Genomic DNA, 19364 nt, shown 5'->3' on the forward strand with positions numbered 1-19364 from the left:
ACTTTCAGGATGAGGCATCTTGGCCGTGGAATTGTCTTCACACGGCAGGGGTCGCAGGTTCGAACCCTGCACCGCCCACCAAAAGATTGGCCCCGCAACCTCACGGTTGTGGGGCTTTTTCTATTCCGGAATTAATGCAGTCCAGTGTAAGGAATTGTTCGATACACTGAAATCATGCAGCAAATTTCAGTGGAGATGCCGTTACCGAACGGCGCGCCAGCAAGTCCTGACCGGGACGCCCCCCGACCCAGCGCGCACGACGAGCTGTTGGCTTGTCTGATGATTGTGGCCAGGGCCCACGGCGAGGTGCTCACCCCCGAATCCATCATGGCTGGCTTGCCGGTGGAGGGCCATCGTCTGACGCCGGGCTTGTTTGAGCGTGCCGCCAAACGGGCCCACCTCAGCAGCCGCTGGGTGCGCACCGAACTCTCCGGTTTGAAGGATGCCTTGTTGCCAGCGGTGGTGTTGTTGCGCGGGGACCGTGCCTGTGTGGTGCTGGGTTTCAACGAGGCGCGTGACAGCCTGAAGGTGGTGTACCCCGAATTGGGTGATGCACCGGTGACCGTGCCTTTGGCCGACCTCAGTGCGGACTACATCGGGTCCACCATTTACGCCCGGCCCCGACTGCGATTCGACGCCCGGGCCCCGGAAGTGCGGGCGGGGCGGCACGGACACTGGTTCTGGAGCGTCGTGGCTGAGAGCCGTCCGCTGTACCGCGACGTGCTGCTGGCGGCTTTGTTGGCCAACCTGTTTGCCCTGGGGTTGCCGCTGTTCACCATGAACGTCTATGACAGGGTGGTGCCCAACCACGCGTTTGAGACTTTGTGGGTGCTGGCATTGGGGCTGCTTCTGATGCTGGTCAGTGACCTGGTGTTGCGCACCCTGCGCAGCCGTTTTGTCGACCTGGCCAGCAGCCGTTCGGACGTCAAGCTGTCGGCCTACATCATGGAGCGGGTGCTGGGCATGCGCATGGAGCAGCGCCCGGTGTCTGCGGGCTCGTTCGCCTCCAACCTGCGGGCCTTCGAGTCGGTGCGTGACTTCATCGGGTCGGCCACCGTGGTGGCCTTCATTGACCTGCCTTTCGCCGTCATTTTCATCGTGGTGATTGGCTGGATTTCCTGGCCCATGCTGATTCCACTGGTTCTGGGCGCGGGCATCATGCTGCTGTATTCCTGGGCGGTGCAGGGGCGCATGCACGAACTGGCCGAGACCACTTACCGGGCATCTGCACAACGCAACGCCACGCTGATCGAAGGCTTGGTGGGATTCGAGACCATCAAGGCCATGGGCGCGGAGTCCAGCATCCAGCGCAAGTGGGAAAAAAGCGCGGCCTTGCTGGCCCGGGTGGGCGCACAACTGCGTCTGCTGTCGTCGACCGCACTCAACACCTCGGCCTTCGTGCAGCAGCTGGTCACGGTGGCGATCGTGATCGTGGGGGTGTACGCGATTTCCGAGCGCGAATTGACGGTGGGTGGCCTGGTGGCCTGCACCATGCTGGCGTCGCGTGCCATGGCCCCGGTGGGGCAGGTGGCGGGTTTGCTGGTGCAGTACCACATCGCTGCCACGGCGCTGACCTCGCTCAACGAGATGATGCGGCGCGACGCCGAAAGGCCGGCGGATGCGTCCTTCATCAGCCGTGGCCGGTTGCAGGGCAGCATCGACTTTCGTGATGTCAGCTTCACCTACCCGGACCAGACAGAACCGTCGCTGCGCAACCTGAGTTTCAGCATCAAGCCCGGCGAAAAGGTGGCCATTCTGGGCCGCATCGGATCGGGCAAAACCACGCTGCAGAAGCTGATTCTGGGCCTGTACCGACCGACCGAAGGGGCGGTGCTGGTGGACGAGGTGGACCTGCGACAGCTCGATCCGGCAGAACTGCGGCGGCAGGTGGGCTATGTTCAGCAGGACGTGTTGCTGTTCTATGGTTCGCTGCGCGAAAACATCACCTTGGGCGCACCGCTGGCCGAGCACGCCGACATCGTCAAAGCGGCGGAATTGGGCGGCATTCTGGGGCTGGTGAACCAGCACCCTCAGGGGTTTGACATGCTGGTGGGTGAGCGGGGCGAATCGCTGTCTGGCGGCCAGCGCCAGGGCGTGGCGATTGCCCGTGCGGTGATCAACGACCCGCCCATCATGCTGCTGGATGAGCCCACATCTTCGATGGACTACTCCAGTGAAGAAGACATCAAGCGCCGCCTGAAAGCGTTTTGTGAAGGCAAAACCATGGTGCTGATCAGCCACCGAACCTCCATGCTGGACCTGGCGGACCGCATCATCGTGATGGACCGTGGCCGCATCATGGCCGACGGACCCAAGGACCAGGTCGTCAATGCCCTGCGCCAGGGCCGCATTGGAAAGGCTGCGTGATGGCTTTCTTGGGACAAAAAGTATTTGACCGCATCGGGCGCTGGATCCAGCGAGACCCGTCGGCATCGACCAGTCCGTTTTCGCCGCTGGTGAAGCGGCTCACGCCGGTGGACGAAGCCATGCCCGCCGATTGGGCAGGTGACGCCGACTGGGCGCGCCTCCAGCAAGAGCCGCTGCGGGCCCGCAAGCTGCTTCGCCTGTCGGCCTGGGTGCTGCTGTTGCTGCTGGTCTGGGCCTACTTTGCCGAACTGGACGAAGTCACCCGGGGTGAAGCCCGGGTAGTGCCCACCAGCCAGGTGCAGGTGGTGCAAAGCGTCGATGGCGGTGTGGTGGAGGCGCTGCTGGTCAAGGAGGGCCAGGTGGTGGAAGCCGGGCAGCTGCTGATGCGGGTCGACCCGACGCGTTTCATGTCCAACATGCAGGAAAGCCGGGTGTCGCAGCTGGCCTTGCAGGCCAAGGCGCTGCGCCTGGAAGCCCTGACCCGCGGCACGGCGTTCAACCCGCCACCCGCACTGGTTCGTGAGGCACCCGCCATCGTGGAACAGGAGTCCCGTCTGTACCAATCGCGGCAGGCGGAAATCGGCGCGCAGCTTTACATCTCGCAGGCCCAGCTGTCGCAGCGGCAGCAGGAACTCAACGAGGTCATGGCGCGGCGTGAGCAGGCCGATCGCAGCCTGGAGCTGATCACCAAGGAACTCAACGCCACCCGGCCCATGATTGCGTCTGGCGCGGTGTCTGAGGTGGAGGTGTTGCGGCTGGAGCGCGATGTGGCTCGGCTGCGGGGGGATCGCGACCAGGCCACGGCCCAGATCTCGCGGGTCCAGTCGGCCATTCTCGAGGCCAGGCGAAAAATCGACGAGGTTCAGCTGACCAGTCGCAACCAGATGAGCGGCGAGTTGTCGGAGACCATGAACAAGCTGGCCAGCCTGTCTCAAGGGGGTGTGGCCCTGGAAGACAAGGTCAAGCGAGCGGACATCAAGTCCCCGGTGCGTGGCACCGTCAAGCGGCTGCTGGTCAACACCATGGGCGCGGTGGTTCAGCCGGGCAAAGAGGTGGTGGAGGTGGTGCCGCTGGACGATGCGCTGATTCTGGAGGTGCAGATTTTCCCCAAGGACATCGCTTTCCTGCGACCTGGGCAACTGGCCACGGTGAAATTCAGCGCTTACGACTTCTCCATTTACGGTGGCCTGGAGGCCGACGTGGTGACCATCGGGGCCGACTCGGTGATCGATGAAAAAGGCAATGCTTTCTTCCATGTGCGGGTGCGCACCCGCAAACCCAGTTTGGGCACCAATCTGCCCATCATTCCGGGCATGGTGGCCCAGGTTGACATCCTGACGGGCAAGAAGACGGTGTTGTCGTATTTGCTGAAGCCGGTGCTGCGGGCCAAGGCCAATGCGCTGAGCGAGCGATGAGTGCCACTGGGCCTTATTTCCTGGCCAGCCGCGCGGAATGGGTGCCTGGGCGCTGGTCCGAGGCTTTCCCGTCCGGCAAGCTGCTGGGTGATGTGTCGGCCCTTCCCGTCACCGATCCACCGCCACTGGTGTGGCTGAACACCGCCGATCCGGCATGGACCCATGGGCTGAGCACCTTGGTGAAGGCCTCGGCCTGGGTGGTGGTGGTGTCTGGCGTGCCGGCGTCCCCCGAGGGCTTGGCCGCGCTGAGTCAAGGCGCCCGAGGTTATGTCCATGCCTATGCCGTGCCGGCGCTGTTGCAGGAAGTGGCGCTGGTGGTGGGCCATGGCGGTTTGTGGGTGGGGGCCGACCTGATGCAGCGCTTGGTGGGCGCCACGCTGGCGGCCTTGCGGCCCGCGGCGCCAGCCGCCCAGCCCTCATTGACCGGCCGCTTGACGGACCTGTCCGCCCGCGAGACGGAGGTGGTGCAGGCGGTGGCCGCCGGCCGCTCCAACAAGGAGGTGGCCGCATTGATGGGCATCTCGGAGCGGACGGTCAAAGCCCATTTGGGCGCCGTTTTTGAGAAACTCGGTGTTCGTGACCGCCTGCAACTGGTGTTGCGCTTGTCGTCGGGTGCCGACAGGGTGCCTGTTTCTGATCAGGAGAGCCATTCATGAGTGTCAACCCGCTGGATGGCCAGTTGCTGTGCCGCAGGGACGCGGCTGGCCGGGTCATGGCCATCAGCCAGGCCGTTCTGGACCCGTCCGAAGTTCAGGCTGGTGGCTGGGTGCTGGTGCCGGCCGCCGATGCCGATGTGCAGGCGTTTCTGCGGACCCTGCCCGACCCCCAATCCAACCCCCTGAGTCAGACCGATGCCGGTCTGGCCCGGGTGCTGGAGGACTTGATCGAGGTGTTGATTCGCCGCGAGGTGATTCAGTTCACCGATTTGCCAAGCCCGGCCCAGGCGAAACTGCTGGAGCGCCGCTTGACCCGGTCGGGCCTGAGCAACCGGTTGGACCTGTTGTCCGACGACTCCGACAACCTCCTTTTGTGACGGCCTTCAGGGGCGGTTGAGAGCCGCATCTATCAGGGCGCAATGCCTGGTCCGGTCGCACCGTCGAAGCCCAGGTCCTGGAGCAGGGCGAGTTCGTCCCGGCCTTGCACCCCTTGCGCGATCACGGTCACCCCGATGCTGTGGGCGAGGTGGCACAGCGCCTTCAGCAAGTCCTGGTGTGCGGGGCTGCCTGCGACGCCCAGCAGGTAACTGGGACTGACCTTGATGTAGTCGATGCCCAGGCTGGTCAGTTCCTGGTTGGCCATGTGGTCTGGATCGAAATACTCGATGCCGATCCGGCAACCCAGCGGCTTCAGCACCTGCACCAGGTGCCGCAGCGCATGCACCTGGCGTCGCGAGCTCTGTGCAGGGACCTCGATCCAGAGCCGCTGACACAGCTGGGGTCGGGTGGACAGCAAGCGCTGCAGTTCATGCACAAAGTTCAGATCAACCATGCTGGCGCCAGCGATGTTGATGGCCATGTCGCCCGGTTGCTTGGACAAAACCGACAGGCACAACGCGGCCACCTGAAGGTCGATTTGCGCGGTCAGACCGAGTTGGTCTGCCAAGGGCAGGAAATCGCCGGCACGCAGCAAGTCCGCGCCATCTGCGCCGTTCAGGCGCAAGCGCAGGGCACTTTCCTGATGCAGCATCGACTGCGCATCGATCGCGAGCACGGGGAACATGGCCAGGTTGAAGCTGTGGTCCTTGACGGCGGCCAACAAGACCTCGCGCCACCGGTCGGCGGGCCAGGCCGGGAGCAGGGTGGTTTGTTCGGTGGCAAACCAGCCGTTGGCGCCCTGGGCCTGTGCCCTGGCCATGGCCTCGTCGGCACGGCTCAGCAGTTCACCCAGCGGTTGATCGCGCTGGAAGGCAACCGCTGCCACCTGCAAAGGCTCAAGCGTTTCTGTTTCTGATTGCCAACGGGGCCACCACTGGCCCAGCAGCTGTTCGTGGACGCCGCGTGCGGCATCGGTGGCGGACAACGCGCCCGGCATCAGCACCGCAAACTCGCCGCCATTGAGCCGCCCGGCGCGCTGCCCCGCGTCGACGTCGCCGACCGCCAGCAAGGCATCGCCCAACTGCTTGAGCAGCGCGTCCGTCCGGGTGTGGCCGAGGTGGGTGTTGATCTCGCCGAGGTCTTTGATCCGAACCAGCACCAAGGCGCCGGAAGAACCGTACTGCTCACCCTCCAGGACATCTGCCAGGGAGGCGAGGAAGGCTTCGCGGTTCAGCAGCCCGGTGGTCAGGTCATGCCTGACCTGCAGGCGCAGCGCCTCCAGCCGGGCGGCCTCCTCGTCAAAGCTGCGTTGCAGGCGTGCCACCATGGCGTTCATGCCGCGGGCGACGCTGCGCAACTCCAACGTCTGTGGTTCCGGGATGGTCACCCAGCGGCGCTCGGAAATGGACTGGGCCTGCTCCACCACGTCACTCAGGGGCCGCGTGATGTGCTGGATGACTTTCCGACCAATCAGGCCCGCCACGACACCGCTCAGTGCAAACCACAGCAGCAATTCCAGCGTGCCGCGCCAGAGGCTGGCGTAGACATATTCTTCATGGCTGGCCAGGGTCAAGGTGCCATATTGTTTCCAGCCATCCTGGATCAGGGCCTGTCCCGGTTTGGCGTTGATGGGGATCAGGCGGGCAAACCACTCGGGTGCGCCTTGAACACGCCCCTCGTAGCGACGCTCCACAATCACCCTGCCCTGGGGCGAAAGAATGCGGATGAAGCGGTAATGTCCGGCGTCAAACTGGGCAGACACCTGCAACTCCACCGTGACCGGGTCTTTGTCGAGTTGGGTCAGTGACAGGGCCAGCGATGTGGCGTTGTCGGCATTCTTCAATTCCAACTGTTGCAACAGGTACTGGCGGGCGGTGACGATGCTGGTGGCGGTGCTGCCGATCAGGGTCAACGCCATGACCATGGCGATGGCGATCCAGAGCTGTTTGACGAGTGACATGCCGTTGCCTTCTTCGGATGGGGCGGAGATCAGAAACCTTCGAGGCGCATGCGCGTCAGCACATCACGCCAACGGGACAGACGAGCGGTCGGATCCGCCAGCGAGGACTGGGAGCCGGGCGCCCAAAGGCCATCGCTGTTGAAGCTGAACACCGGCGACAAATCGTCGCGCTGGGTTGCAGGGCGTATCGTGCCAATCAGGTTGTCCATGATCAACGGCTCGTCGGTTGGTTGGGCATAGTAGCCCAACACCATGTGCGCCTCGCTGCGCGTGCTGCCAGCCCCGCCGATGCGCGCACGCACGTAAATCAGCCGCAGGCGCTCATTGGGCACACCCATGGTCAGCAATGTGACGTATTTGGCAATGGTGAAGTCTTCGCAATCGCCCGCACCTCTGCCCATGAACTCCAGCGGGGTGGCCCAATAGTCTTCCTGGTTCCAGACGACGAGGTCAGACTCGAACAGCATGCGGCGGTTGAAGAAATCATTCACCAGCGCCAGTTTCTTGAGTTCGGGCTGGGCACTCCCGCGCTCCATGGTGGCACGCCACAGTTGCAAGGTGTCCACGGCGGCTTGTCCGTAGCGTTGCATGGCCAAACGCTGGACTTTGTCCAAATCCGATGCCAGCGCACCCCAGACGAGCAGAAAAACCCCGGCCCAAACGGCCCCCCGGCGCACCCAGTGGCCCCCTCGCTCCGCCATCTGGGGGATTGCTTGCCAACGCCATTTCCGCACAATGCGGGAAAAAGGAACAACGACGCCGTCAAGCCGCATGCAAAACTCGATAAATGTTGGCGGGTTTGGGCTGTTCAGCGTCGGTGTCAAGTGGTATCTTCCACCAATCCCGAGTAACAAAAGGTGTAACCATGAAGACCAAACTATCTGCGCTCGCTTGCACCATTCTGGCAGCATTCGCTGCTTCTGCCCAAACACCGCCAGAGGGCCTGGTGGCCGCCACGCGCAAGGCGGTGTCCTCCAACCCTGAGGTGCAGGCGCGTTGGTTTGGCTTCCAGGCTGCCGACTCGGAGCGCTCTGTTGCCAAGGGCGGTTTTTTCCCCCGGCTAGATTACGCTTACAGCACCGGGCGGGAGCGCTATTCCACCCCGTCCACGTCGTTCGGCAGTTTCACCCACAACAGTTCCAACCTCACGCTGACGCAAATGCTGTTCGACGGGGCCTTCACCATCAGTGAGGTGAAGCGACTTGGCCATGCCAAATTGACGCGCTATTACGAGTTGATGGAAGTATCGGAAAACACGGCGCTGGAGGCGGTCCGTGCTTATCTGGACGTGGTGCGTTTCAACGAGCTGGTCGATCAGGCGAAGATGAACTACGCCGAACACAAATTGATCACCAACCAGGTGGACGAGCGCTCCAGGTCGGGTGTGGGCCGTCGCGTCGATCTGGAGCAGGCGGTGGGGCGTCTGGCCCTGGCGGAGTCCAACCTGCTGACCGAGTTGTCCAACCTGCACGACGTGTCGACCCGCTACCTGCGCATCGTGGGTGAGCGGCCGGCCGGTGCCACCGAAGCCATGCCGATGGACTTCAAGTTTGTCACGCTTCCTGCGAAGGCCGAGGACGCGGTTCGCACCGCGCTGGGCAACAGCCCTGCGTTGAGTGCAGCGATGGAGAATTACAAAGCGGGTCAGGCGGCGGTGGAAACGCGCAGGGCGGCTTACCTTCCACGCGTGGACCTTCGCCTTCGCGAGTCGTGGGACACCAATCTGCAGGGTGACCGTGGGCTGACGCGCGGCGGAGCGATGGAGGTGGTGGTCAACTACAACCTGTTCCGCGGTGGGTCCGACAGCGCCCGTGAAAAGCAGGAAATCTCCAACAAGGAGCAAGCGCGGGAGTTGCAGGAGAAAGCGTGCCGCGACGTTCGCCAGAACGTGGCCATTGCCTACAACGATGTCAACCGGCTGAACGACCAGCTGACATTCCTGAACCAGCACCGCTTGTCGACCGAGAAGTCGCGTGAGGCCTACCGTCAGCAGTTTGACTTGGGCCAGCGCACCCTGCTGGATTTGCTCGACACCCAGAATGAGTATTTCCAGGCCAGCCGCGCTTACACCAATGCCCGGTATGACCAGATCACCGCGCAGGCCCGAACCCTGGCCAGCTCGGGCAGCCTGCTGTCCGCGCTCAACGTGGCGCGCAGTGACCTGCCGTCCGCTGCGGACGCGGGTGCCGAGCCGCGGTCGACCGATGCGACGAGCGTGTGCCCTGCAGACACCATCGACGTGGTGGTGATCGACAAGGCCAAGGTGCTCGCCGACATGCCGGTTCGGGTGCGGGCCACACCGCCCGCTGCGGCGAAACCTGCCACGCCAGCCAAGTGACAGCACCGGTCTGCTGAGGGCTGTATCGCCCTCAAAAGGGCGGTGTGCCTTGGCTTGAACCGGCTGCGCGCCTGGCCGTCCATGCCGGGACAGGTTGCTTGCTTCAGCGATAATCTCGGATTCCTGTGCGGATCGCCCAGACACTGGTTTGTTTGGGCGGTTACCCATGTCAAACGCCCTCGCATTGAGGGTGTTTGCTTTGGTCCCGGTGCTTGGCACCATGGCAATACCGAAAGCCCCTTGGGCTGAGCTGTTGTCAGCCGTTCAGGCCTGATTTTCCTGCCTCCGGGTGCCGTCCGAAGTTTTGCCATCATGATTCAAATTACCTTGCCTGATGGGTCCCAGCGAGAGTTCGCCGGTCCCGTCACCGTGGCCGACGTGGCCGCCTCCATCGGCGCTGGCCTGGCCAAAGCCGCGCTGGCTGGGAAGATCGGTGACAAGGTGGTCGACACCAGCTTCACCATCGACAAGAACAGCCCGCTGTCCATCGTCACCGCCAAGGATGCCGACGGCCTGGAGGTCATCCGTCACTCGACCGCCCATTTGCTGGCCTATGCCGTCAAGGACCTGTTTCCCGACGCCCAGGTCACGATTGGCCCGGTGATCGAGCACGGCTTTTATTACGACTTCGCCTACAAGCGGCCCTTCACCCCGGAAGATCTGGCCGCGATTGAAAAGCGCATGGCCCAGCTCGCCGCCAAGGACGAGCCGGTCACCCGCCGGGTGTTGCCGCGCGACGAGGCCGTGGCCTATTTCAAGGGCTTGGGCGAGCATTACAAGGCCGAAATCATTGCCAGCATTCCGTCGGACGAGGATGTGTCGTTGTACCGGGAGGGCGCTTTCGAAGACCTGTGCCGCGGCCCCCATGTGCCCAGTACCGGCAAGCTCAAACACTTCAAGCTGATGAAGGTGGCTGGCGCCTATTGGCGCGGCGACCACCGCAACGAGATGCTGCAGCGCGTCTATGGCACGGCCTGGGCCACCAAGGAAGAGCTGCAGCAGTACCTCACCATGCTGGAAGAGGCCGAGAAACGCGACCACCGCAAGCTGGGCCGCGAGCTGGACCTGTTTCACATCGACGAGCATTCCCCCGGCACGGTGTTCTGGCACCCCAAGGGCTGGACGGTCTGGCAGGGTGTTGAGCAGTACATGCGCAAGGTCTACCAGGACAACGGCTACCAGGAGGTCAAGGGGCCGCAGATCCTCGACAAGGGCCTGTGGGAAAAAACCGGCCACTGGGACAAGTACCGCGACAACATGTTCACCACCGAGAGTGAAAAGCGCGATTACGCCCTGAAGCCGATGAACTGCCCCGGCCATATCCTGATCTTCAAGCAGGGCATCAAGAGCTACCGTGACCTGCCGCTGCGCTACGGCGAGTTTGGCCAGTGCCACCGCAACGAGCCCACCGGCGGCCTGCACGGCATCATGCGGGTGCGTGGCTTCACGCAGGACGACGGGCACATTTTCTGTACCGAAGCGCAGATCCTGGCCGAATGTACGCACTTCACCGCCTTGCTGCAAAAGGTCTATGCCGATTTCGGCTTCAGCCAGATCATCTACAAGGTCGCCACCCGGCCCGAAGCGCGGATCGGCAGTGATGAAAGCTGGGACCGCGCCGAGCAGGCGCTGATCGAGAGCCTGAAGCATTCTGGCTGCGAATTCGTGATTTCCCCCGGCGATGGTGCTTTCTATGGGCCCAAGCTCGAATACACCCTCAAGGATGCGCTGGGCAGGCAGTGGCAGTGCGGCACCATCCAGGTCGATTTCTCGCTGCCGGAACGCCTGGACGCCGAATATGTGGCCGAAGACGGTGCCCGCCACCGCCCGGTCATGCTGCACCGGGCCATCCTGGGCAGCCTGGAGCGCTTCATTGGCATTCTGATCGAGGAACACGCTGGCGCGCTGCCGTCCTGGCTGGCACCGGTGCAGGTGGCGGTGCTCAATATCACCGATGCCCAGGCTGATTACTGTCGTGAAATTGCCAAAATGCTGCAAAATCAAGGGCTTAGGGTCGACCTGGACCTGCGGAACGAGAAGATTACGTATAAAATACGGGAGCATTCAATGCAAAAGCTGCCCTACATCCTGGTCGTGGGCGACAAGGAAAAGGCAGCAGGCGCCGTTGCAGTGCGCGCCCGGGGGAACAAAGACCTCGGGGTGATGTCGATCGATGCGTTCGCGCAGCTGATTCAAAACGACATCGCCAACAAATCCTGATGTGAATCGAATGGGTCTGTTGTCCGCGTGGACTGTGCGGCTTGCGCCACGTTGCCCGTGGCAGAACTGAAGAAGGATCAAAGCCATCGCTACTGAATTTCGTGATCGCCGTCACCGCGAAGAGCGCAAGCACCGCCTGAACCGTGAAATCATGGCTCCCGAGGTCCGCCTGTCGGGCCCTGAAAACGAGCCGCTCGGCATTGTCAACATCAACGAGGCGCTGCGTTTGGCCGGCGAGTTGGATGTGGATCTGGTCGAGATCGTCGCGGCGGCCAACCCGCCTGTGTGCCGGTTGATGGACTACGGAAAGTTCAAATACCAGGAACAGAAAAAGGCGGCCGAAGCCAAGGCGAAGCAGACGGTCATCGAGATCAAGGAAATCAAGTTCCGGCCTGGCACGGACGATGGCGATTACAACATCAAGATGCGCAATATCCGGCGTTTCTTGGACGAGGGCGACAAGTGCAAGATCACGCTGCGCTTCCGGGGTCGGGAAATCACCCACCAGGAACTGGGCATGGCCTTGCTGAACCGGATTCGTGACGAGTTGGCCGATTCCATCATCGTGGAGCAGTTCCCGAAGCTGGAAGGGCGCCAGATGATCATGATGATCGCGCCGGGCAAGAAAAAGCCGGTGGTCAAACCCGCTGCAGCGCCCGCCGCTGTCGCCGGGGCGGCACCGTAAAGAATGGGGTGCCTTCGGGAAACCGGGGGCACCAAGCAGGTGCGCTGACAGGCGTGCCGGCGAATGCCGAGAGGTGTTCGTTCGTGGCGTTCAACGCCACACAAGTGGCTCGGGGCCAACAAGGCTGCAGCAGTTTGCAGACGCCTCACGAGCACAATGAAAAGGGAGCATTCAATGCCCAAAATGAAGACCAAGAGCGGCGCGAAAAAGCGTTTCCGCGTTCGTCCCGGTGGCACCGTCAAGCGCGGTCAAGCCTTCAAGCGTCACATCTTGACCAAGAAGACCACCAAGAACAAGCGTCACCTGCGTGGTTCGGTGGCTGTGCATGAGACCAACATGGGTCACATGGCGCAGATGCTGCCCGGCCGTGGCATTTAATTAACGACGAACAAGGAGTAACACATGCCTCGCGTCAAACGTGGTGTAACGGCTCGCGCCCGCCACAAAAAAGTTCTCGCCCTTGCCAAGGGTTTCCGCGGTCGCCGCGGCAATGTCTTCCGGATCGCCAAAGAAGCGGTGATGAAGGCGGGGCAATATGCCTACCGCGATCGCCGCACCAAGAAGCGCGTGTTCCGTCAGCTGTGGATTGCCCGTATCAACGCCGCTGCGCGTGAGTGCGGCCTGACCTACAGCCAGTTCGCCAACGGCCTGAAGAAAGCCGCCATCGAAATCGACCGCAAGATGCTGGCCGACATCGCTGTGCACGACAAGGCCGCTTTTGCTGGCATCGTGGAGCAAGTCAAGGCCAAGCTGGCTGCCTGATTCTCACAGCAGCTGCGCCCTGCAAAGGGTGTGTGCTGCGCTCAAGAAACAAGGGCCGGAGCTTGAACAAAGCTTTGGCCCTTTTTCATGGACCGCTGTTTATGAACGAGTTGGACGCATTGGTGGATGGCGCCACGGCGAGCTTTGGTCAGGCCATGACCCCGGCCGACCTGGAAAACGCCAAAGCCCAGTACCTGGGCAAATCAGGCCGCATCACCGAGCTGATGAAGGGCATGGCCGCGCTGAGCGTGGACGAGAAGAAGTCGCGCGGCGCCGCCATCAACCTGGCCAAGCAGGCCATCGAGGCCGCACTGACGGCGCGGCGCCAGGCCCTGGCCGATGCCGAACTGCAGCAGCAGCTCACCGCCGAGGCCCTGGATGTGACCCTGCCCGGTCGCCAGCGCACGCCTGGCGGCCTGCACCCGGTGTCGCGCACGCTGGAGCGCATCGAGGCCATCTTCGGCTCGATGGGTTTTGACGTGGCCGAGGGCCCGGAGATCGAGTCCGACTGGTTCAACTTCACCGCGCTGAACACGCCCGAAGACCATCCGGCGCGTTCCATGCACGACACCTTTTATGTGGAAGGCGGCTCGGCCCAGGCGCCCAACCTGCTGCGCACCCACACCAGCCCGATGCAGATTCGCCATGCGGTCCAGCATGTCAAGCGCCACCAGGCCGCCATCGCGGCCGGGCAGGGTATGCCGGAAATCCGTGTCATTGCGCCGGGTCGCACCTACCGTGTCGACAGCGACGCCACCCACTCGCCCATGTTCCACCAGTGCGAAGGCCTGTGGATCGGCGAGAACGTCAGCTTCAAAGACCTGAAGGTGGTGTTCACCGATTTCTGCCGCACCTTTTTCGAGTCGGACGACCTGGTGCTGCGTTTCCGCCCCAGTTTTTTCCCGTTCACCGAACCCAGCGCCGAGGTCGACATCCAGTTCGCCAGCGGCCCGCTGGCCGGGCGTTGGCTGGAGGTGGCCGGTTCCGGCCAGGTGCACCCGAACGTGGTGCGCAACATGGGCCTAGACCCTGAGCGCTACATCGGTTTTGCCTTCGGCATGGGCCCCGACCGCCTGACCATGCTGCGCTATGGCGTCAACGACCTGCGCCTGTTCTTTGACGGCGACGTTCGCTTTTTGTCGCAGTTCCAATAACAACAAAAAACACCACGAGCCGTCGCGATGCAATTCCCCGAATCCTGGTTGCGCGAATTCTGCAACCCCCCGTTGTCCACCAGCCAGCTGGCTGACACCTTGACCATGGCCGGCCTCGAAGTCGAGGAACTGCAGCCGGTGGCGCCGCCCTTCACCCTGGTGGTGGTGGGCGAGATCGTCGCGGTGGCGCCCCACCCGGACGCCGACCGCCTGCGCGTTTGCCAGGTGGCCGTGGGGCAGGGCGATCCGCTGCAAATCGTCTGCGGCGCACCCAATGCCCGCGTGGGCATCAAGGTGCCTTGTGCCTTGGTGGGCGCCCAACTGCCGCCCGGTGAAGACGGCAAGCCCTTTGCCATCAAGCTGGGCAAGCTGCGCGGCGTGGCCAGCCATGGCATGTTGTGCTCGGCCCGCGAGTTGAAATTGTCCGATGACAGCGCCGGTCTGCTGGAGCTGGGCCCCGATGCGCTGGTGGGGCAAAACATCCGTGAGCACCTGGCGCTGGACGACACGCTGTTCACCCTCAAGCTCACCCCCAATCTGGCGCATTGCCTCAGCGTGTATGGCATCGCCCGCGAGGTGGCGGCACTGACCGGTGCGCCACTGAAGGCGGTTGACCACCCGGCCATGCCCGCCACGCATGACGGCACAGTGGCGGTGCAGGTGCTGGCACCCGAGCTGTGTGGCCGCTTCTCCGGCCGCGTGGTGCGGGGCGTCAACGCCAAGGCCAGCACCCCGAAGTGGATGGTGGACCGGCTGGCCCGCTGCGGCCAGCGCAGCGTGACGCCGCTGGTCGACATCTCCAACTACGTGATGTTCGAGTTCGGCCAGCCTTCGCACATCTTCGACCTGGACAAGCTGCACGGCGGCCTGCAGGTGCGCTGGGGCCAGGCCGGCGAGCCGCTCAAGCTGCTCAACGGCAACACCGTCACGGTGGACGGCAATGTGGGCGTGATTGCCGACAGCACCCAGGTGGAGTCGCTGGCCGGCATCATGGGCGGCGACGCTACCGCCGTGTCCGACGACACGCAAAACATCTACATCGAGGCGGCTTTCTGGTGGCCGCGCGCGATTGCCGGCCGTTCGCGCCGCTTCAATTTTTCCACCGACGCCGGCCATCGCTTCGAACGCGGTGTGGACCCCAGCCAGACGGTGGCCATGCTGGAGCGCATCACGCAGCTGGTGCAGAGCATCTGCGGTGGCGCGGCCGGCCCGGTGACCGATGTGCAGCCGAATCTGCCGGTCGCTCAGCCGGTGAGCCTGCGGGTGGCCCGTGCCGCCAAGGTGATCGGCATGCCGCTGACGGCCGAGGTCTGCCGGGACGCCCTGGCCCGCCTGGGCCTGCCGGTGACCCAGCAGGGCGAGGTGCTGACGGTGACCCCGCCGGCCTATCGCTTCGACCTGCAGATCGAGGAAGACCTGATCGAGGAAGTGGTTCGCATGGTGGGCTACGAGCAGCTGCCCACCACGCCGCCGCTGGCGCCCATCACCGCCAAACTGCGCGCCGAGAACCGGCGCGGCGCTTTCGCGGTGCGCCATGCCTTGGCCGCGTTGGGCTACCAGGAAACCATCAATTTCAGCTTTGTCGAAGAGCGCTGGGAGCATGAGCTCGCCGGCAACCTCAACCCCATCCGGCTGCTGAACCCGATCGCCAGCCAGATGAGCGTGATGCGTTCGTCGCTGCTGGGCTCGCTGGTGCAGGTGCTGAAATTCAACCTCGACCGCAAGGCCGACCGCGTGCGGGTGTTCGAGCTGGGCCGGGTCTTCCTGCGCGACCCGTCGGTGGCCGAGTCGGACACCACGGTGGCCGGTTTCCACCAGCCCATGCGCATCGCCGGGCTGGCCAGCGGACCGTCCGACGCCACCCACTGGGAAAACAAAGCCACTCCGGTCGACTTCTTTGACGTCAAGGGCGACATCGAGAGCCTGCTGGCACCGTTGCGCCCCCGCTTCGAGGCGGCCCAGCACCTGGCCTTGCATCCCGGGCGTTGCGCCAAGGTGTGGCTGGGTGACGAGGCCATTGGTTTTGTCGGTGAGTTGCACCCGCAGTGGCGCCAGGCTTATGGGCTCACCCAGTCCCCGGTGTTGTTTGAGCTGGCGCTGGACGCGGTGCTGCAGCGCTCGGTCCCGGCCTTTGTGCCGGTGCCTAAGCACCAGGCCGTGGCGCGCGACATCGCGGTGGTGGTGGCCGAGGCGGTGAGCTTTGGTGCCGTTCATGAAACCATCCGCAGCGCGGCCACCGGCGGCGTGCTGCGCGACGCGGTGCTGTTCGATGTCTATCGTCCCAAACAGGCCGGTGGTGACATGCAACCGGGTGAAAAAAGCCTGGCAATTCGCCTGACAATGAACGCCGACGATGGCACCATGACCGACGCACAGATCGACGCGGCGGTGCAGACGGTGCTCGCTGCCCTGAGCGCCCAGTGTGGTGCCCGCCTGCGTGCTTGACCCGACCCCGCCCATGAAAGACCCGATGGATTTCGCTGTGGACAGCCTGGAGACGCCGGCCCTCACCAAGGCCCGGCTGGCCGAACTGCTGTTTGAGCAGATTGGCCTGAACAAGCGCGAGTCCAAGGACATGGTCGACGCCTTTTTTGACCTGGTCGGCGACCGGCTGGTCGAAGGCGAGGACGTCAAGATTTCCGGGTTCGGCAATTTCCAGATCCGCACCAAGGCCCCTCGGCCTGGCCGCAACCCGCGCACCGGCGAATCCATCCCCATCGAGGCCCGACGGGTGGTGACCTTTCACGCCAGCCACAAGCTCAAAGAGCAGATTCAGGGCAACTTGCCACCGGCCGACGCCGGTTGACTGACGCGCTTGTTCTGCCCGCCCTTGGCAGCGGGGTTGAACTTGGGGTAACCTCAGTGCCCCACCTGCCCCACACCCATGGACTCCGGCCTCCCACTGATTCCCGCCAAGCGCTACTTCACCATCGGTGAGGTCGGAGATTTGTGCGGCGTGAAGCCGCATGTGTTGCGCTACTGGGAGCAGGAGTTCACCCAACTGCGGCCCATGAAGCGGCGCGGCAACCGGCGCTACTACCAGCACCATGAGGTGTTGATGATCCGCCGCATCCGTGACCTGCTGTACGACCAGGGCTTCACCATCAGCGGGGCGCGCAACAAGTTGCAGGAAATCGTCCAGGCCGAACGCGAAAAGCGCAAGGCCGGCGAGAGCGCGCTCGACGGAGTGGAAGTGGTGGAACTCGACGACGTGGATTTCACTGACCTGGCCGCCCTCACCTTGGAGGGCGCACCGGCTGGCGAAGGGGAGCAGTTGTTCCAGCTGCGCCGCGAGTTGATCGAGATTCGCGAACTCCTGGTGGCCGTGGTGTGATCTTTGTGCGGGACCGGCTGGAAGCCGGTTTGGGCACTGTATAATCTGGGGCTCGACGGTGTGTGGCGCAGCCTGGTAGCGCACTTGCATGGGGTGCAAGGGGTCGAAGGTTCGAATCCTTTCACACCGACCAACGATCAGCAGGGGGCTGTCAGCGAAAACTGACAGCCCCCTTTGCTTTTTCAGCCCCCCAATGCCCGGGCACGGCGTGTTCACCGACACGCGGTAGGGCTGCTGTCAGGCTGGGCGAGGACCCAGCGGCTATGATCCGCGGCGCACGGGGCAGAGGCCTGCCCCCAGCTGTTTTGTCACCCCGAAGGAGCGAATTTTGAAAGTTGTTCACCTTGCCATCACCCTGGCCACCCTGGTGTCTGCCCCCGCCTGGGCCAGCCTGGACCTGGCTCAGAAAAACGCCTGCTTGTCTTGCCACGCTGTCGACAAGAAAGTGCTGGGCCCGTCCTTCCAGGACGTGGCCAAGAAATACGCGGGCCAGAAAGACGCTGTGGCGGCTGTGACGGCCAGCATCAAGAGCGGCGGCTCGGGCAAGTGGGGTGCGATTCCCATGCCGCCGATGGAAGGCCTCAGCGACGCGGACGCCAAGTCCCTGGCCACCTGGATTCTGGGCGGCGCCAAGTAATTCGGTTGACGCACTGGCCTTGCCTGCGGCCCTGAAGGGCGGGGGGAGGGTCAGTGGATGTCGAGGGTGTGAAAGCCCAGTGAGCCTTGTCGCCGGTCGGCGAAAAAGCGTTCCAGCGTTTCTTTGACGGTTTTGAAGGCAATCTCACCCCAGGGGATGTCGGCTTCGCTGAACATCCGCGCCTCGATGGTTTCGTGGCCGGGGTTGAACTCCAGGGCCAGCAGCCGGGCCTGATAGAACAGGTGAACCTGGCCCACGTGGACCACGTTCATCATCGTGAACAGTGGGCCCATTTCGATGCGGGCCCCAGATTCCTCGTCGGTTTCCCGCGCCGCGCCGGCTTCGGTTGTTTCCCCCAGCTCCATGAAACCCGCCGGCAGCGTCCATTTGCCCCAGCGGGGCTCGATGTTGCGTTTGCACAGCAGCACCTGCTCCTGGCCCGGCGGTCCCCACAGCGGCAATGTGCCCACCACCATCAACGGGTTTTCATAGTGCACCGTGCGGCAGCTGGGGCACACCGCCCGCTGCCGGGTGTCGCCATCGTCTGGCTGGCGGTACACCACGGCGGTGCCGCAGTTGCGGCAGTGGCGAATCGGCGATCGTTGCATGGCCAGCAGTGTAGCGGTGCGGCCCAGACCCTGTGACGAGGGGTTGCGGCTTCACTCCCGGGGGGGCGACGGGCGAAAAGGCTCAGCCAAAAGGTCAATTGACGGTCCGCGGAGGTCGGCGTTGAATGCCTTCATGCCCCGTCGCGCGATGGGTCAGGACGCCGCAGCCTGGCAAACAGCCGACCCGCCAGTCCCCCGGGGCACATCCGCAGGAGGTGATCATGGGCGCTGTGCGACTGATGATGTGGGCGGTGGTGGCTGGCCTGGCTTGTGTGCCAGTCAGTGGGGCCATCACCTGGATGACGGATGGGGAAATTCCTGGCGGCTCCCTGAAGAAACTCCTGGTCGGCACCGCCATCTGCTGGGGTGTGGCCGCGGTGCTGGCCGCGTACCTGCTGACCGATGCCAGGGAGCGCCGGGAACGCAAGGCGCGCGAACAGCGGGACATGGTCCAACTGCTTCACCAGCCGCTCAAACCTGTGCAAACCCGAAAGGTCCTGACCGAGTCGGGTGAGCAGGCCTACGCTACCGCGCGCGGGCAACTGCAGGAGAGGCCGGCGGCGGGCGGGGCACCGGCCACCGCGGCCGCTGGGACCCTGGTCAGCGGCGAGCTGGTCGTCACCGACCATCGGGTGGTATTTGCCGGAGGCACCCAATCCTTTGCCATCGAGTTGGACCACCTGATGGCCACCACCGACCACGCCCAGGGCGTGTGCTTTCGCACCGGCAACCGCACATGCACCGTCCTCATTCCAAACGAAAGGGAACGCATGCTGTTCAAGGTGGCATTGCGCAAGGTGCTGGGCGCCCGGCTGGCGGCGGCCGAGGTCAAGGCCGCCTGACGCCGGCG

The 19364-nt window shown here is 63.7% G+C and carries 18 protein-coding genes and 1 tRNA gene; 16 read left to right on the forward strand and 3 right to left on the reverse strand.

Annotated features, from left to right (window positions below; all coding sequences use genetic code 11):
- The first annotated feature begins 195 nt into the window (after positions 1-195).
- The 4 genes from AC4BAR_RS10915 to AC4BAR_RS10930 are packed head-to-tail and all read left to right on the forward strand — an operon-like array spanning position 196 to position 4815.
- Entirely contained in the window at positions 196-2367 is a 2172-nt protein-coding gene (locus tag AC4BAR_RS10915; protein WP_490627929.1) for a type I secretion system permease/ATPase, read from the forward strand.
- Positions 2367-3782 (forward strand): HlyD family type I secretion periplasmic adaptor subunit, encoded by a 1416-nt coding sequence (locus AC4BAR_RS10920; protein WP_490627881.1) that lies wholly within the window; start codon positions 2367-2369, stop codon positions 3780-3782. The genes AC4BAR_RS10915 and AC4BAR_RS10920 overlap by 1 nt, the downstream gene beginning before the upstream one ends.
- A complete protein-coding gene (locus AC4BAR_RS10925; RefSeq protein WP_490627882.1) occupies positions 3779-4438 on the forward strand; it encodes a helix-turn-helix transcriptional regulator in 660 nt (219 codons plus the stop codon). The genes AC4BAR_RS10920 and AC4BAR_RS10925 overlap by 4 nt, the downstream gene beginning before the upstream one ends.
- Entirely contained in the window at positions 4435-4815 is a 381-nt protein-coding gene (locus AC4BAR_RS10930) for a hypothetical protein (RefSeq protein ID WP_490627883.1), read from the forward strand. The genes AC4BAR_RS10925 and AC4BAR_RS10930 overlap by 4 nt, the downstream gene beginning before the upstream one ends.
- A gap of 32 nt (positions 4816-4847) precedes the next feature.
- Here the strand turns inward: AC4BAR_RS10930 and AC4BAR_RS10935 are convergent, their stop codons facing one another.
- Positions 4848-6776 carry an EAL domain-containing protein gene (locus AC4BAR_RS10935; RefSeq protein WP_490627884.1) on the reverse strand — a complete coding sequence of 643 codons (1929 nt, stop codon included), beginning with the start codon at positions 6774-6776 and terminating at the stop codon, positions 4848-4850.
- 29 nt (positions 6777-6805) lie between these two features.
- Entirely contained in the window at positions 6806-7600 is a 795-nt protein-coding gene (locus AC4BAR_RS10940; protein ID WP_490627885.1) for a transglutaminase-like cysteine peptidase, read from the reverse strand.
- A gap of 41 nt (positions 7601-7641) precedes the next feature.
- On the opposite strand from AC4BAR_RS10940, the gene AC4BAR_RS10945 reads away from it, so the two are divergent.
- From AC4BAR_RS10945 to AC4BAR_RS10995, 11 genes are all read left to right on the forward strand, one after another.
- On the forward strand, positions 7642-9114 hold the full coding sequence (locus tag AC4BAR_RS10945; protein ID WP_490627886.1) for a TolC family outer membrane protein: 1473 nt from the start codon (positions 7642-7644) through the stop codon (positions 9112-9114).
- A 312-nt stretch (positions 9115-9426) separates the two neighbouring features.
- Positions 9427-11334: a threonine--tRNA ligase gene (gene thrS, locus AC4BAR_RS10950; protein ID WP_490627887.1), complete on the forward strand. Its 1908-nt coding sequence runs from the start codon at positions 9427-9429 to the stop codon at positions 11332-11334.
- Between the two features lie 76 nt (positions 11335-11410).
- Positions 11411-12019: a translation initiation factor IF-3 gene (gene infC, locus AC4BAR_RS10955; protein ID WP_490627930.1), complete on the forward strand. Its 609-nt coding sequence runs from the start codon at positions 11411-11413 to the stop codon at positions 12017-12019.
- A gap of 174 nt (positions 12020-12193) precedes the next feature.
- A complete protein-coding gene (rpmI, locus tag AC4BAR_RS10960; RefSeq protein WP_324491684.1) occupies positions 12194-12397 on the forward strand; it encodes a 50S ribosomal protein L35 in 204 nt (67 codons plus the stop codon).
- 24 nt (positions 12398-12421) lie between these two features.
- The gene (rplT, locus tag AC4BAR_RS10965) at positions 12422-12781 is read left to right on the forward strand and encodes a 50S ribosomal protein L20 (protein ID WP_490627888.1); all 360 of its coding nucleotides are present in this window, start codon (positions 12422-12424) and stop codon (positions 12779-12781) included.
- A 101-nt stretch (positions 12782-12882) separates the two neighbouring features.
- Positions 12883-13935: a phenylalanine--tRNA ligase subunit alpha gene (gene pheS / locus AC4BAR_RS10970; RefSeq protein WP_490627889.1), complete on the forward strand. Its 1053-nt coding sequence runs from the start codon at positions 12883-12885 to the stop codon at positions 13933-13935.
- A gap of 27 nt (positions 13936-13962) precedes the next feature.
- Positions 13963-16380 carry a phenylalanine--tRNA ligase subunit beta gene (pheT, locus tag AC4BAR_RS10975; RefSeq protein ID WP_490627890.1) on the forward strand — a complete coding sequence of 806 codons (2418 nt, stop codon included), beginning with the start codon at positions 13963-13965 and terminating at the stop codon, positions 16378-16380.
- Between the two features lie 25 nt (positions 16381-16405).
- A complete protein-coding gene (locus tag AC4BAR_RS10980) occupies positions 16406-16741 on the forward strand; it encodes an integration host factor subunit alpha (protein WP_490627931.1) in 336 nt (111 codons plus the stop codon).
- Between the two features lie 78 nt (positions 16742-16819).
- Positions 16820-17269, forward strand: a complete 450-nt coding sequence (locus tag AC4BAR_RS10985; protein WP_490627891.1) for a MerR family transcriptional regulator — start codon at positions 16820-16822, stop codon at positions 17267-17269.
- A 56-nt stretch (positions 17270-17325) separates the two neighbouring features.
- Positions 17326-17402: transfer RNA gene (locus AC4BAR_RS10990), tRNA-Pro, on the forward strand.
- A 195-nt stretch (positions 17403-17597) separates the two neighbouring features.
- A complete protein-coding gene (locus AC4BAR_RS10995; protein WP_490627892.1) occupies positions 17598-17906 on the forward strand; it encodes a c-type cytochrome in 309 nt (102 codons plus the stop codon).
- A gap of 50 nt (positions 17907-17956) precedes the next feature.
- Here the strand turns inward: AC4BAR_RS10995 and AC4BAR_RS11000 are convergent, their stop codons facing one another.
- Positions 17957-18514, reverse strand: coding sequence for an NUDIX hydrolase (locus AC4BAR_RS11000; RefSeq protein ID WP_490627893.1), 558 nt, complete (start codon positions 18512-18514; stop codon positions 17957-17959).
- Positions 18515-18756: 242 nt separating this feature from the next.
- Here AC4BAR_RS11000 and AC4BAR_RS11005 point away from each other — a divergent pair, with 242 nt between their 5' ends.
- Positions 18757-19356, forward strand: a complete 600-nt coding sequence (locus AC4BAR_RS11005; protein ID WP_490627894.1) for a hypothetical protein — start codon at positions 18757-18759, stop codon at positions 19354-19356.
- The last annotated feature ends 8 nt before the right edge of the window (positions 19357-19364 follow it).

The sequence above is a fragment of the Rhodoferax sp. SPJ4 genome (genome assembly GCF_058216275.1).

Excerpts from the sequence above, each read along its gene's own strand:
- AC4BAR_RS10920 (WP_490627881.1), top strand. The coding sequence starts at position 2,367 with ATGGCTTTCTTGGGACAAAAAGTATTTGACCGCATCGGGCGCTGGATC.
- AC4BAR_RS10935 (WP_490627884.1), bottom strand. The coding sequence starts at position 6,776 with ATGTCACTCGTCAAACAGCTCTGGATCGCCATCGCCATGGTCATGGCG.
- AC4BAR_RS10985 (WP_490627891.1), top strand. The coding sequence starts at position 16,820 with ATGGACTCCGGCCTCCCACTGATTCCCGCCAAGCGCTACTTCACCATC.
- AC4BAR_RS10980 (WP_490627931.1), top strand. The coding sequence starts at position 16,406 with ATGGATTTCGCTGTGGACAGCCTGGAGACGCCGGCCCTCACCAAGGCC.
- pheT (WP_490627890.1), top strand. The coding sequence starts at position 13,963 with ATGCAATTCCCCGAATCCTGGTTGCGCGAATTCTGCAACCCCCCGTTG.
- AC4BAR_RS11005 (WP_490627894.1), top strand. The coding sequence starts at position 18,757 with ATGTGGGCGGTGGTGGCTGGCCTGGCTTGTGTGCCAGTCAGTGGGGCC.
- AC4BAR_RS11000 (WP_490627893.1), bottom strand. The coding sequence starts at position 18,514 with ATGCAACGATCGCCGATTCGCCACTGCCGCAACTGCGGCACCGCCGTG.
- thrS (WP_490627887.1), top strand. The coding sequence starts at position 9,427 with ATGATTCAAATTACCTTGCCTGATGGGTCCCAGCGAGAGTTCGCCGGT.
- AC4BAR_RS10925 (WP_490627882.1), top strand. The coding sequence starts at position 3,779 with ATGAGTGCCACTGGGCCTTATTTCCTGGCCAGCCGCGCGGAATGGGTG.
- rpmI (WP_324491684.1), top strand. The coding sequence starts at position 12,194 with ATGCCCAAAATGAAGACCAAGAGCGGCGCGAAAAAGCGTTTCCGCGTT.
- AC4BAR_RS10945 (WP_490627886.1), top strand. The coding sequence starts at position 7,642 with ATGAAGACCAAACTATCTGCGCTCGCTTGCACCATTCTGGCAGCATTC.
- rplT (WP_490627888.1), top strand. The coding sequence starts at position 12,422 with ATGCCTCGCGTCAAACGTGGTGTAACGGCTCGCGCCCGCCACAAAAAA.
- pheS (WP_490627889.1), top strand. The coding sequence starts at position 12,883 with ATGAACGAGTTGGACGCATTGGTGGATGGCGCCACGGCGAGCTTTGGT.
- AC4BAR_RS10930 (WP_490627883.1), top strand. The coding sequence starts at position 4,435 with ATGAGTGTCAACCCGCTGGATGGCCAGTTGCTGTGCCGCAGGGACGCG.
- AC4BAR_RS10915 (WP_490627929.1), top strand. The coding sequence starts at position 196 with ATGCCGTTACCGAACGGCGCGCCAGCAAGTCCTGACCGGGACGCCCCC.